This is a genomic window from Leptotrichia rugosa (genome assembly GCF_041200005.1).
GTDB classification, from domain to species: Bacteria; Fusobacteriota; Fusobacteriia; order Fusobacteriales; family Leptotrichiaceae; genus Leptotrichia; species Leptotrichia rugosa.
Genome location: NZ_CP165644.1, coordinates 545,475 through 558,757, shown reverse-complemented (window position 1 = coordinate 558,757; position 13,283 = coordinate 545,475). Strand labels below are relative to the sequence as shown.

The 13,283-nt window shown below is 31.5% G+C and carries 19 protein-coding genes; 17 read left to right on the top strand and 2 right to left on the bottom strand.

Annotated elements, in window-relative coordinates:
* The first annotated feature begins 19 nt into the window (after positions 1 to 19).
* The 17 genes from AB8B22_RS02840 to dinD all read left to right on the top strand — a co-directional run bounded on the left by AB8B22_RS02840 (position 20) and on the right by dinD (position 11,272).
* Positions 20 to 2,152 carry a phage tail tape measure protein gene (locus tag AB8B22_RS02840; RefSeq protein WP_369711584.1) on the top strand — a complete coding sequence of 711 codons (2,133 nt, stop codon included), beginning with the start codon at positions 20 to 22 and terminating at the stop codon, positions 2,150 to 2,152.
* 22 nt (positions 2,153 to 2,174) lie between these two features.
* Entirely contained in the window at positions 2,175 to 2,732 is a 558-nt protein-coding gene (locus AB8B22_RS02835; RefSeq protein WP_369711582.1) for a phage baseplate protein, read from the top strand.
* Between the two features lie 17 nt (positions 2,733 to 2,749).
* Positions 2,750 to 3,775, top strand: coding sequence for an XkdQ/YqbQ family protein (locus tag AB8B22_RS02830; protein WP_369711581.1), 1,026 nt, complete (start codon positions 2,750 to 2,752; stop codon positions 3,773 to 3,775).
* Positions 3,775 to 4,212, top strand: a complete 438-nt coding sequence (locus AB8B22_RS02825; protein ID WP_369711580.1) for a DUF2577 family protein — start codon at positions 3,775 to 3,777, stop codon at positions 4,210 to 4,212. The genes AB8B22_RS02830 and AB8B22_RS02825 overlap by 1 nt, the downstream gene beginning before the upstream one ends.
* Before the next feature lie 2 nt (positions 4,213 to 4,214).
* Complete coding sequence (locus AB8B22_RS02820) at positions 4,215 to 4,646, top strand: DUF2634 domain-containing protein (RefSeq protein WP_369711579.1); 432 nt, start codon at positions 4,215 to 4,217, stop codon at positions 4,644 to 4,646.
* Entirely contained in the window at positions 4,639 to 5,703 is a 1,065-nt protein-coding gene (locus AB8B22_RS02815; protein WP_369711578.1) for a baseplate J/gp47 family protein, read from the top strand. Before AB8B22_RS02820 ends, AB8B22_RS02815 begins: the two co-directional genes overlap by 8 nt.
* Complete coding sequence (locus AB8B22_RS02810) at positions 5,693 to 6,241, top strand: putative phage tail protein (protein WP_369711577.1); 549 nt, start codon at positions 5,693 to 5,695, stop codon at positions 6,239 to 6,241. The genes AB8B22_RS02815 and AB8B22_RS02810 overlap by 11 nt, the downstream gene beginning before the upstream one ends.
* 16 nt (positions 6,242 to 6,257) lie before the next feature.
* Positions 6,258 to 6,962 carry a hypothetical protein gene (locus AB8B22_RS02805; RefSeq protein WP_369711576.1) on the top strand — a complete coding sequence of 235 codons (705 nt, stop codon included), beginning with the start codon at positions 6,258 to 6,260 and terminating at the stop codon, positions 6,960 to 6,962.
* Positions 6,963 to 7,030: 68 nt separating this feature from the next.
* Positions 7,031 to 7,759 (top strand): hypothetical protein, encoded by a 729-nt coding sequence (locus AB8B22_RS02800; RefSeq protein ID WP_369711575.1) that lies wholly within the window; start codon positions 7,031 to 7,033, stop codon positions 7,757 to 7,759.
* Positions 7,760 to 7,775: 16 nt separating this feature from the next.
* Positions 7,776 to 7,901: a hypothetical protein gene (locus AB8B22_RS02795; RefSeq protein WP_369711573.1), complete on the top strand. Its 126-nt coding sequence runs from the start codon at positions 7,776 to 7,778 to the stop codon at positions 7,899 to 7,901.
* Positions 7,902 to 8,420 carry a glycoside hydrolase family 108 protein gene (locus AB8B22_RS02790; RefSeq protein WP_369711572.1) on the top strand — a complete coding sequence of 173 codons (519 nt, stop codon included), beginning with the start codon at positions 7,902 to 7,904 and terminating at the stop codon, positions 8,418 to 8,420. It begins immediately after the preceding gene.
* A gap of 132 nt (positions 8,421 to 8,552) precedes the next feature.
* Entirely contained in the window at positions 8,553 to 8,816 is a 264-nt protein-coding gene (locus AB8B22_RS02785) for a DUF6275 family protein (RefSeq protein WP_369711571.1), read from the top strand.
* Between the two features lie 12 nt (positions 8,817 to 8,828).
* Positions 8,829 to 9,146 carry a hypothetical protein gene (locus AB8B22_RS02780; protein ID WP_369711570.1) on the top strand — a complete coding sequence of 106 codons (318 nt, stop codon included), beginning with the start codon at positions 8,829 to 8,831 and terminating at the stop codon, positions 9,144 to 9,146.
* A 12-nt stretch (positions 9,147 to 9,158) separates the two neighbouring features.
* Entirely contained in the window at positions 9,159 to 9,530 is a 372-nt protein-coding gene (locus AB8B22_RS02775) for a hypothetical protein (protein ID WP_369711569.1), read from the top strand.
* Positions 9,484 to 9,831, top strand: a complete 348-nt coding sequence (locus tag AB8B22_RS02770) for a hypothetical protein (protein ID WP_369711568.1) — start codon at positions 9,484 to 9,486, stop codon at positions 9,829 to 9,831. The genes AB8B22_RS02775 and AB8B22_RS02770 overlap by 47 nt, the downstream gene beginning before the upstream one ends.
* 116 nt (positions 9,832 to 9,947) lie before the next feature.
* Complete coding sequence (locus AB8B22_RS02765) at positions 9,948 to 10,376, top strand: helix-turn-helix domain-containing protein (protein WP_369711567.1); 429 nt, start codon at positions 9,948 to 9,950, stop codon at positions 10,374 to 10,376.
* A 62-nt stretch (positions 10,377 to 10,438) separates the two neighbouring features.
* The gene (dinD, locus tag AB8B22_RS02760; protein ID WP_369711566.1) at positions 10,439 to 11,272 is read left to right on the top strand and encodes a DNA damage-inducible protein D; all 834 of its coding nucleotides are present in this window, start codon (positions 10,439 to 10,441) and stop codon (positions 11,270 to 11,272) included.
* A 40-nt stretch (positions 11,273 to 11,312) separates the two neighbouring features.
* Here dinD and AB8B22_RS02755 read toward each other — a convergent pair whose 3' ends face one another.
* Positions 11,313 to 11,462, bottom strand: coding sequence for a hypothetical protein (locus tag AB8B22_RS02755; protein ID WP_369711565.1), 150 nt, complete (start codon positions 11,460 to 11,462; stop codon positions 11,313 to 11,315).
* A 423-nt stretch (positions 11,463 to 11,885) separates the two neighbouring features.
* Positions 11,886 to 13,247 (bottom strand): phosphoglucosamine mutase, encoded by a 1,362-nt coding sequence (gene glmM, locus AB8B22_RS02750; RefSeq protein WP_094079070.1) that lies wholly within the window; start codon positions 13,245 to 13,247, stop codon positions 11,886 to 11,888.
* Positions 13,248 to 13,283: the final 36 nt, after the last annotated feature.

Genomic DNA, 13,283 nt, shown 5'->3' with positions numbered 1-13,283 from the left:
ATTGGAGGTGGATTAGAAAATGAGTGAATATAAATTAAGTGCATTGCTTGAATTGAAAGATAAGTTTACTGATGTAGCAAAAAAGGCTGGAAGTTCATTAGGAACATTAAAAGATAAAGTTGGTGGAGCATCTAATGGAATAAAGGGCGGATTTACAGGAATGTTGGAAAACGTAGGAAATGGAATAATATCACTACAAAAAAAGAGTAAAAGTGTATCTGATAAATTAAAAAACGAATTTAACGGAGTAAAAGGGGCAATGGCAGCTGTCGGAGTAGGTATTGGAGCAGGTGCAGCAGTCAGCGCATTAAAATCTTCTGTTGAAGCCTATGCAAATTTGGAAGACCAAGTCAGAAGAAATAAGGCTATAATGGGGGCTACAGTACAACAAGAAAAGCAACTTATGCAACAAACAAGAGATTTGGGTAGATCAACTAAATTTACAGCCCAAGAAGTAGCTGAAGCACAAATGTATCAAGCTATGGCTGGTATGAAAACAAATGAAGTATTGGAAATGACACCTAAACTTTTAAAAATGTCAATTGCGGCTGGAAGTGATTTCGCTCAAACTTCTGATATAGTCACAGATAACCTGACAGCTTTTGGTATGTCGTTAAAAGATTCTGACAGACTTATGGATGTAATGGTTGCGACAAGTAATAATGCAAATACCAATGTACAAATGTTAGGAGAGGCTTATAAATATGTTGCAGCAACTTCAAGAAATTTTGAGAGTTTTGAAGATGTAAATATCTTATTAGGAGTACTTGCGGATAACGGAATTAAGTCTGGTCAAGCTGGGCGTAATTTAGCAGGGATTTACAGAAGATTGGCTAATCCATCGAAACAAGTGGGAAATGCTTTAGAAGACTTAAATATTCAACTTTATGACCAACAAGGACATTTTAGAGGGTTAAAAGCGTTATCTGATGATTTAAAAATTGCGACAGCTGGTCTTACACAGGAAGAAAGAAATAGATATTTGACAATGATTGCTGGTGGAGAAGGTATGAAAATACTGGCTTCTATTATGGGAACAACAGAAGAAAACTATAACAAAGTCGCCAATGCTGTAAGAAATTCTAGTGGAGCAACGGATAAATTTGCTAATGATATGAGTAATACAACAGCTAACAAAATAGCACAATTTAAATCAGCGATAGATGATTTGAAAATATCGTTAGGAGAAGCATTCGCTCCAATAGCGACTAAGTGGATGGAAGACTTTATGAAAAGAGTTGAAGAATGGCAAAAAAGCGGGGCATTAGATCCTGAAAAATTAAAAGGGCAAGCTGAACAATTAACAAAAGGTGCAGAAATAGGAATGCGAGGAATTATAGGAGCCAAAGGTGCAATTTGGGGAGCTCAATTAGGAACAGCAATTGGGGGACCAGTAGGAACAGCGGTAGGTGCTGCAATTGGTGGAGCTATTGGGTATTTTTCGCCAGACATAGTAAAAAAACTCATAGAACCGAAAGACCCAAAAAAAGAAAAAGAAAAACAAGAAGCTATAGCTAGAGCTTTTACTCCTGGAGCAAGTCAATCTGGTTATAATTCTGGCGATGGAAAGTTCCATTATATGGGGTATTCTGGTGTTAAAGTGCTTTCGATGGCAGAAGCACAAAAAGAAGAAGCATCGAGAATTGCAAGACAAAAAGAATATGATAGACGTTCCGCAGAAGCTTTGCAGAAAGTCGTGTTTGATATGAAATCCTTTGCAACGAAATTTGCACCAAAATATGGAATGCAACAACAAAATCAACCTGTTATTCAACAGGATAAAACATCACAACTGGCTGGTTTGATTTCACAACTTGTGGCAAAACAACAAAATACGAATCCAATGCAACCATTTGACACAAGTGCTATAACAAATGCTATTAGTACTGGATTAAGTCCTTTGAATAGTTTGCCTAGTCAGTTGAATTCCAGTTTGGCTACAATGCAACCACCAGTTCCACAACCAGTGTCAATAGAACAGGTTATAAATCATCAAGCTAATGCACAGATAGCAGCACAATTGTCAAATATAACAATAAATGATACAGCAAAAATTGAAAGTATCGCTAGGCAAATAGCTCAAAGTGTTAGCCAAAATACATATAATACTATGATGTCGAACTTACAGGCACAAATTCAAGCGTCAAAATAGGTTGAGAAAAGGGGGCTTAGTTATGAGAACAATATTTATGTTGCTACACGATACAGACCCATTTGTTTTTGTGATACCACCATCAGATTTTAAAATTACGAGTAGCCAAAATAATGATGTGGTAAAAATATTAGATATTGGGGAAGTAGCATTGATGGGAGAGAAAAACATAAAAAAAGTAAATTTTTCTACGTTTTTACCATCCAAAAAATCTAAATTTTTTAATTATTTACTCAATTCTCACTCTCCAATGGCTGGAATAAAAAAGCTGGAAAAATATAAAGATGATAAAGAAATTTTAACTTTGACAAGTGCTAATTATAATATTTATTTAAAGTGCTATATTAAACAACTAGAATATGAAATAGTTGAAAAAACTGGAGACATTGATATTACAATTGATTTGATAGAAGCTAGGGAACAGACAACAATGATTGACGATGTTAATGCACTTTATGAGAGGTATACTGGAAAAACTTCACCGATAAAAGAGTATCAATTGGTAGAGAGATTTGAGGATTTGAAGAGTGAAATAAAAGGTAAAGTACAAGATAAAATTAAAAGTTTGATAAAATCTTAGAAAAGGAAATTAAAAAAATGCTAAAGATTGTTATAAACGATAAAGAACATATAAAAAAATTTGAAAGAATTGTTTGGAAGGGTGGAATACACGGAACTTCACGAACATTGGAAGTAACATATTTAGATGATACTCAAATTGCTAAATTAGGAGACAAAGTTGAATTTTATGTCGATGATGACAAATTATTTATTGGTAAAGTTTTTTCTGTGGAAGTTGTCGGAGAAAGTAAAGTTAAAACTTTTAGATGTTTTGATAACTCCATATATCTTAATAAAAACTTTTTTGTGAAAAATTTTAATAAGAAAAAGCCATCGCAAATATTAAAAGAAATTTGCGGAGAGTTAAAGCTGGAAGTTGGGAACATACCTGAAGACAAAGTGGATTGCACTTATCCAGCAGTTAATAAGAGTGGGTATCAAATAATTTTGAATGCTTATACGATTCAGCATAGAAAAGATAAAAAAATATATTCTATTGTTAGTAACGATGGAAAAATAGAAGTTGTAGAGCAAGGGAGTTTGGCAGATGTCATGCTAAACTCTGGGCAAGATATAAAAAGTTCTAAGTATGGTGAAGATCTTGAACAAATGGTGAATCAAATTGTTATTTATAAAACTGAAAAAGAAAAACAACAAATAGTAGATAAAGTAGAAAATAAAGAAGACAAGGAAAAATACGGATTATTTCAAAAAGTAATGCAGTATGATAAGGATAGGGATAATATCAGCAATGCTAAAGAGATGTTGAAAAGTGTTGAAAAAACAGGAAATATCACTTGTCTTGGTAATGTTTTGATACAAAGCGGTTATTCAATAGGGATACACGAACCACATACAAACCTTGTTGGCAGTTTTTTAGTAAAAAATGATACGCATACTTGGGAAAATGATATGTATTATTGTGATATAGAATTAACTTTTGAAAATATAATGGACAAATCCGAATTTGAAGAAAAACCAAAATCGAAAAAATCAAAAAGTAAAAAGAGTAAGAAAAATAAGAAGAGTGAGAAAAGTAAGAAAAAGGCAGGTGCTAAATAATGAGTATGTTTGAAATACTTAACGATATGATTGACAATGGAGTGCAACAGCAATCAAACAATTTTATAAGAGCTAGTGTAACTAGTCCACCGCCTGAATTAAAAATAAAATTTGATAATGTGGAAATACCTTCAGAACAGATTTACTGCTCTAATTTTTTATTACCGCATTATCGCAGAACTTATAAAATAGATGGTGTTATTGATGAAATAACTATTGATACCACAACTCAAACGGCAATAGGAAACGGACCCGCTTCACACGCCCACGACCATTCAACAATTAAAGGTTCCGGAACTTACAAAAGTAGCAAGGATATATGGTTTGAAGACACTTTAAAAGTTGGAGATGAAGTGCTAGTTTTGGTGCTGGGGATAAATTATGTGGTGGTTAGTAAAATAGTGAAAATGCCAAGTGGTGCAATAGAAGGGGTGTAGATATGGATTTTGAAGAATTGTTTTTGAATCAAAGCACAGAAAAAGAAAAAAAAGAATTACCCCTTTTTAAAGAATATGCAATTGATTTTAATACATTAGAACCATTGAAAAACGGCGATAGACTTGTTGAATTGACTGGAAATGAGGCACTCAAGGTATGGATATTTAAAGCACTTAAAACTAAAAGAAATTTTTACGAAATACATTCGGATAGTTATGGAAATGATTTAGATGTACATATTGGTACGGTTTATCAGGAAAGTATAAAAAACGCTTTGATTATTTCAGAAATTAAAGATTGTTTGCTTGTTAATCCGTATATTTTGGACTGCTACAATTTTAAATTAGATTATAATAGTGGCGACAATCATTTGAAAGTATCTTTTAATATATTAACCGTTTATGGAGAAAGTGAGGTGCTGCATAGTGAATAAAATAGAAGCAAGGAATAAGTTTTTATCTAATTTGGAAAATAAATTTTCTAAAATAGAAGGAACATTTAATTTTGACATTGCGAGTGCTTACGGAATAGAAGCTGAAGCAATATATAGATTGCTAGAATTTTGGGTTAAGCAAACTTTTATTGATACCGCAACAGAAGATGAATTTATAGATTATCATGCGATGCTTTTCGGAGTGACGAGAAAGCAGGGAACCAAGGCAAGAGGAGAAATATTAATAACCGGGAAAGCTGACACTACAATATCTGCAGGGTCAATAGTATTGAAAACGGACAGCACAAAATACAAGCTGCTTTATGATACGACTGTAGCTTTTAATGGAAAAGCAGTTGCGGAAGTGGAGTGTTTGCAAACAGGAGAGGTTGGAAACTGTGCTATAGGTGAGATAGTAAATTTTGAAATAGCTAACGCCGACATCTTTACAGTGACTAATGAAAAAGCTTTTACAAATGGTTATGAAAAGGAGCCTAATGACAGTTTAATATCCAGGGCGAAGGAAAGAATATTAAAACCGGCGCATAGCGGTAATATATATGATTATGAAAAATGGGCAAAAGAAATAGACGGAGTAGGTAGAGTGTTAGTTGAACCACTATGGAACGGAAACGGAACAGTAAGAGTCAGAATTTCTAACTACAATAATAACTTAGCTGATAATGATCTGATACAGAAGGTAAAAAGAAAGATAGAACAGATTGACGGCAGACCAATTGGAGCCAATGTTACAGTAACAAGTTTCGATGGTAAGAATATTGCTATATCTGTAAGCGTTATTTTAAGTCCAGGAATAAAGTTAAATACCGTATCGGATCTAATCAGTTCAAAAATAAAGCAGATGATAAAAGATAATTCGGCACTATACGCTTTAAACAGCAAGGAAATTTTGTCAATTAACAGAATTGAAAAAATAGTTTTATCTATTAACGGAGTTGAAGACTGCAAAGTCCTGATAAACAATGACAGCAGAAACATAACTGTAGATAGCAATGAAATATTAATAGTGACTGGGGTTGTTATCAATGAACAGTAAAATAAAAGTAATCTCCAAAGTTGCAAGAAATAGCTTACAGGTTGATTTAATAAAAAGTTTAACAATAGAGGCTCAAAAAATAAAAAATGATATTGAGAAATACAAGGAGTTTATTTTTTTAAACTTTTTTAATGAAGATCAGATTTTGAAATATGAAAAGTTTATGAATTTGCAAATAGACTTAAATTTAAGTTTGCAAGACAGACGAGATAGAATTTTGTTTCGTTTGCTATCAAAACAAATATTTTCTCCTGAAAATCTAAAAGAACAAGCTAAAGTATTTACAAACGGAGAAATTGAAATAACAGAAGTGTTTAACGAGTATTATTTTGTTATTAGATTTACAAGCATTTATGGAGTACCACCAAATTTAGATAATTTTATCAATTTTATTGAATTAAATAAACCAGCTCACTTAGGTTATAAAATTGTTTACAGTTATATGACTTGGAATGAGTTCGACAGGTATAATAAAACTTGGAACGCTTGGGATTTACTAAACCATAATTGGGAAGATAGAGAAAAATATAAAGAATAAAAGGAAGTGATTTAATGTGCCAGCAATAAATAAAACAAGTTTAGGACTTAATCAATGGCTTGGGAATGAATATCCGAAGAGAATTGATTTTGTTGAAGACAATAAAATAATAGATGATGAATTAATTAAGAGGGTAAAATATACAGATGTAGCAACAGACACAACAGCAGGAATTGTTAAATTCGGCACAGAAGCAGGAAATGCAATAAATTCAGAAACTTGGAAACAAGCAATAGGGCAATCTTTAGGTGGATATGTAAGTAAAGTCGAAAACAAAGAAGCTGGGAAATGGTACATAAATGATTTAACGGATGGGAAAATATATAAATGTATACAGAATCATAAGAGTACGAGTTTTGACATTACTAAATTTGTGGATATTACGAATGTTGGACTTTCGGACAAATTGGAAAAATTATTCAATGTTGAAACTTACGTAATAGACCCGAGGCTCACAGTCGGCATAATTCACAAAATCGGGAACATTTGTATCTTAATTTTAGATACAAACGAAGTGTATAACGGTCGGACTTATGGGGATGTCCTTTTTAACATCCCTGAAAAATTTCGTCCAATTTTTAGAACACCAGTTCCGGTCGGATTAATCAATTCCACAAGTGGCGGGGCGGCTCACATAGAAACAGATGGTAATGTTATATGGCGGGGCGGTTCAAAAACAATTTCTGCGTTGTATATTAATGCTGTTTATTTAGCTAAGTAGTTAATCTATAAATTCGTGCAAATTCATAAGTTAGCACAGGATAAAATTAAAGAAATGGAGTGATAAGAATGGAAGGATTTAGAATATATTTATACGATAAAAATGGGAATATAATAGGAATATTTCTAGCACCATCACAGAAAAAATTTGAGGCTGATAAATTGAAATATTGTAGCGAATATAGAGAAGGGGAAAATTTTATATCCTACACGGAAATTAAAAATCCAATTATTGAAAATGGAAAAATTAGAGAAATGAATATTTCAGAACAAGTTCAAGCGGGAATATTAATTTTATCAGACGGACAATATTTAGAGAGCGAAGAAATAAAAACTGTTACAAAGCCGAACGAGTGGAGTGTATGGGATAAAGACTCTCACACTTGGAAAGTTGACAATGATTTGTTAAATAAAAAATTAAAAGAGTTAAGAGAAAAAGCGTTAAAAGACTTAGCAGAAGCTAAATCAAACTTTTTGAATCAGACACTTGGAATCGAAAAAAGTAGTAAAAAATATACTTTCGAGAACAACGAAAGAAACAGAAACAGTTTGTCTCTTAAAATGTCGCTAATGTGGACTTTAGAGCAAGAAAACATTGAAAAAGTAAAAGTCTTAAATGACCAAAAAATGGTTGAATTTATTGAGTTGAATAGAACGGAATTAAAAGATTTAGCCACAAAGATTCAAGATATAATTGAAATTGCAGATGTAGCAGAACAAATGGCAGTAGTGGGAATCAATAGATATAATATTGAGCAAATGTTAGAGTTAAATGTAAAAGATTTTTTTCAAAATTAGAAAAGGAGTGATTTGAATGAATATAGAAAAATTGATATGCACAGAGATTGAATTAGACGGTAAAAAATATAAAGTTGTTGGGATAAAATTTGAAAAAGATAACATAATATTAAATGTCGAAGAAGTAAAGGAAGTGATGTAGATGGACAGATTTGAGAAAATTTTTGATTATTTGCTGAAAGTCGAAGGTGGATACTCAAATGACAAAAATGATAGAGGAGGGAAAACAAAATATGGAATTATAGAATCAGAAGCTAGAAAATATGGATACAAAGGTGAAATGAGAGACATGCCGCTTGATATAGCAAGAGATATTTATAACAAAAAATATTATCACAAAAATGGGCTTGATACTTTAAAATCGGACAAGATAGCTTTATCAATTTGCGACTTTGTAGTAAACGCTGGAAACTGGGGAGCTAAAAAAGCACAGGTTGCACTGAATGAACTGGGATTTGATTTGAGAGTGGACGGAATTTTAGGAGAAAAAAGTTTAGCTGCGTTAAATGAAGTTGATGAAAATAAATTTTTGGAAAAATATCACGATTTGCAGAGACGATATTATAAAGTGATAGTAGCAAATAGACCATCGCAAAAAGTTTTTTTAAAAGGATGGCTCAACAGAGTGGACAGAAAAGAAAATTATTTAAAATCGCTCTAAAAACGGCTTTGATACAGGCTGAATAAGAGCATAAAAATACTCTTGATTGTTGATTACCTAATGAGTTGATTTGTCTTAAAACGCTTGTTAGGTGGCTTAGAATTAATTTTATAAATTTTAGGAGGAAAAGCAATGGATTTTAATAAATTTCAGGATATTTGCAGAGAAGAAGTGACAAAATATTTTAATAGCAGAAGTGACAAGACAGATAAATTTGAATTAAAAAAGGAAGATGTATTTGTGGTATGGCACTGTAAAACATTGCAGAATGCAAAAGCATTATTGAGTACAACTATTTCAGATGGAATGTATTATGAACTTACATACAATGGAGACAAAGATGAGATGTACTTAGATGCATACAAGAAATGGGAAAACAAGAAAATAATTTTTTAGGAGATGATAAAAATGGATAAACAGTTACAAGTAATTTTAATAGGAATGCTGGTAGATTTTACCAGAAAAGAAGTGCTGGAAAAGGAAATAGTTTTTGGAGCTAAAAAAGGAATAGAAAAACTGGAAGCTGTTAAGAATAACTTTTTTGGGAAGTTTAAGGATTTTATAAAAAAAGTGCAAGAGATAAACAACCCATATATTCCTGATGACATTGAGAAATTTACTGAAGATTTATTACTAAAGGGTGCTGAAACACTTGAAAAAACTGTAAATGTGGATGAAATAATACACAAAATACTTGGAGAAGAAAAAAGAGCAATAGGAATATAAGGAGCATAATCAATGATAGAGGATTTAAAGGTAATAATAGACAATCACGGACTTTTCCTTATACTCTTTTTTTCAGGAGTGCTGTTTGGCGTAGTTGCACAGAAAATGATAGACAATCAGCCAGTAAAACCGTACATAAAAAGAATAGCCGTTGCTGGAATGACAATGGCTATTGCTCTATCTCTTAACAAAGTGGTGGGGCATTTTAAGGCAGGATTTCTATATCCTTGGAGTCCTGTTTTAGGATTTTTTGGAGAAGCTTTGCTGGAAACAGTAAATCAGAAAAGGTATGGCATAAGCACAGGATTTTTGGAGCTTCTGCTGGAAAAGCTCGGATTTGTCAAGAAGAGGGATGATAAAAATGAAAATATATCACAGAAGTAGGAAGTTTGCAATCGTAATGTTTGCACTGGTATTTTTAAATTCAGCAATCACGCTGAAATTAAGAGGCTATCAAAGAAGGCAGAATCTAAATTTATTACGGAGCGAGCTAAAGAGCGAAAGCAAAAAAGAAATATTTGATTCCATAGAAGAAAAGTCGAAGACAGAAGATTTAATACTTCTGATAGGTACAAACTTTGTCGCTTTAATGATAACTGTTGGATTCGATAGATTCGGAGTATTTGAAGAAAGTGATGAAACTGTAAAGAAAAACAAGAAAAAACTTGTGAAAATATTTTTGTAAGATATTGGGGTAGCCAGAAATGGCTATCTTTTTTTGTGGAATGAAAAAGTCACAATATTTTAAAAATAGAGTGAAAAGTATATTTTACAAATTTGTAAAATTTATTTTCAAAATTGTTGACAAAAATAAAAATACTTGATATGATGTATTCAAAAGAAGGAAAGCAGGGAGTAGATATGAAAACTAAAGGAGTTACAAATTTAGGAAAAAAACTTAGAAAAATCAGAATTGACAATGACGAAATTTCTTCTGATATGGCTTGTAAACTTGAAATCTCTGTTTCGTATTTATCAGCAATTGAAAACGGAAAAAGAAATATTCCAAAGGATCTTGCGGAAAAACTTTTCAAAATTTATCAGCTAAGTGATAATGATAAAGAAAAAATTTTACAGGCTATAAGTATTTATTCAGGTGAAATGAGAATAAGATTAGATTCATTAAACGAAAAACAGCAGAAATTAAGTTTATTGTATGCTAGAGAAATTAGTAAGCTGAGCGACAGGCAAATAGAAAAGATAACGGGGTATTTGAATGGAAAGGAATAGCATAACAGAATCAGAAAGAATACACATTGTTAATAATAAAATATAGAGGAGAAATTATAATTATGGGTGATTTAAGAGAATACAACGTTAGTATGTTTGAAGATATTAAACACTTGGATGAAAATGGAATTGAATTTTGGTATGCAAGAGAACTGATGACAATATTGGAATATACAAATTGGAGAAATTTTGAAAAATTAATTAATAAATCTATAACTTCATTAGAAAATAGTAATATTAAGGTTTCCGACCATTTTGATGTTGACATCAAAATCGTAGAAGCGGGAATTTCAAAAAAAACTATAGAAGATTATAAACTGACAAGATATGCTTGCTATATACTTGTACAAAATGGTAATCCAAGAAAAAAAGCCATTGCATTAGGACAACAATACTTTGCCATTCAAACAAGAAAACAAGAAATTGTTGAATCTGAATTTGAAGAACTTTCCGAAGATGAACGTAGATTGAAATTGAGAAGCGATGTTAAAGGATTTAATAAATTGCTTGCTAAAGAAGCTCAAAATGTAGGAGTTCAAAACTTTGGAAAATTTCAAAATTTTGGCTATAAAGGTTTGTATAACGGAGAAACTGCAATAGATATAAAGAAAAGGAAAAATCTTGGAAAGAATGAGCAAATACTTGATCATATGGGGTCTACGGAATTAGCAGCCAATTATTTTAGAATAACTCAAACTGAAGAGCGATTAAAAAAAGGTGATGTAAATGGAGAAGAACAGGCAAACAATACACATTTTAAAATAGGTGAAAAAGTAAGAGAAACAATGATTGAAATTAGTGGGGTAGCTCCTGAAGAACTTCCGACACCTAAAAAAGGAATAAAACAAATCCAAAAAGAGAAAAACAACTTGCAAAGAAAAGTACTAAAACAATAAATACAAAAAAGAAAAGCAAATAAAGAGCCTAATATGGCTCTTATTTTTCTATATTCTTAATAGCTATTTCAATCTTAACTTTCAGAATTTTCAAATCCTGAAGTTTCATTTCTTCCAGCTCTATAGTTTTAATTTCTTTTAAATTCCGAATATCTTTTTCATCTAAGTTTTTGATTTTTAAATTTTTCATTTTAACTCCATTGTATTTTCAAGTTATCTGTGATAAAATGAAAATGTAATAAGATTTATAATGACTCTGTCAATATCATAAATATTGATAGAGTTTTTTAGTATAAAATTACAATATACAAACAATATACAAATAAAATTGAAAATGTAGAATTTATAGGTGTTTAAATACTCTTTAAAATTCTCAAAAAGATAATTTTATTATTTTATATGCCCTTGGAAACACTGGTTTTCAGGGGTTTTTATTTTGAAAAAAGTATGGAAAAGTATAGAAGTGTATGCCTACAATATACACACAATATACAAGCAATATACAAAATACAAAGAGTGGACATAATTTTTGTAAACTTAACTTAATTTCCTATTTCATTAAAAAGAAAAAGACTAGAATTTTATCTAGCCTTATTTTTATAATTCAATCAACTTATCCCAAAACCTCTTCAACTTTTTTTGCCAATTCTTTGATATATTTATCCACAATTTCTTGTTTTTCCGCTTCAACCATCACTCTAATAAGTGATTCAGTTCCAGACGCTCTCACTAAGATTCTACCTTTTCCAGCAATCTCTTTTTGTTTTTCTCTTATAAAATCCATCAATTCTTTATTTGTTTCCCAAGTTGCTTTTTTCTCCTTAGAAACCATTATATTTTTAGAATCTTGTGGCCACAGTTTTATATCTTTTACTAATTCATTCAATGTTTTTCCACTTTCTAAAATTGCTGAAACTAACTGAATTGAGGATAAAACTCCATCTCCAGTCGTGTTGTAATCCAACATCAAAATATGTCCAGATTGCTCTCCACCAATATTTAGACCATATTCTTTCATTTTTTCAAGAACATATCTATCTCCAACATTTGCTCTAATTAATCCAATTCCCTGCTCGTCCAGATATTTTTCAAATCCCATGTTGCTTAGAACTGTTGTAACTACTTTGTTGTCATTCAAAAGTCCTCTTTTTTTAAAATATCTAGCGATTATAGCAATTACTAAATCTCCATTAATTACATTTCCTTCGTGGTCAACTGCAATAAGTCTGTCCGCGTCTCCGTCAAATGCAAGTCCCAAGTCAGCTTTATATACTTTTACAACTTCCTGCAAAAGCTCCGGATGAGTTGAACCACAGTTTACATTTATATTTTTTCCATTTGGAATGTTGTTTATTACAATAATGTCCGCTCCAAGTTTTTGATAAATTTTTGAAGCTACTCTATATGCTGCACCATTCGCTGCATCAATTACAATTTTCAAGCCTTTAAAACTTGTTTTCACAGTTGAAGCCAAAAAGTCCAAATAAATTCTCATATCGTCTTCAACATACTTGAATCTTCCTAAATCATCTCCAGCAATTTGATGTTTCAATAATTTTTCCCTGTCTTCCATAAGCGCTTCTATTTCTTCTTCAACATTATCTGGAAGTTTATAGCCGTTTGAGCTAAAAATTTTAATTCCATTATCTTTTACTGGATTGTGTGAAGCAGAGATCATAATTCCCGCATCAGCTTTTAATTTTCTTGTCAAATAACAAACACCAGGTGTTGGAAGCACTCCGACAAAATCAATATGCACTCCCATTGAATTTAATCCAGCAGATAATGCTGATCTTATCATATATCCTGAAATCCTTGTATCAGTTCCCAAGATAATTCTTGGTTTTCCCGCTTTTTTTCTATGTTTTTTTAAATAATATCCAAGAGCAAGTCCCAAATTTCCAACTAAATCAATAGTTAAATCCTTGTTGGCTTCTCCACGCATTCCGTCTGTTCCAAAATATTTTCTAGCCATTTTTATTATTTTTATTCCTTTCTTTTTTCATTTTTT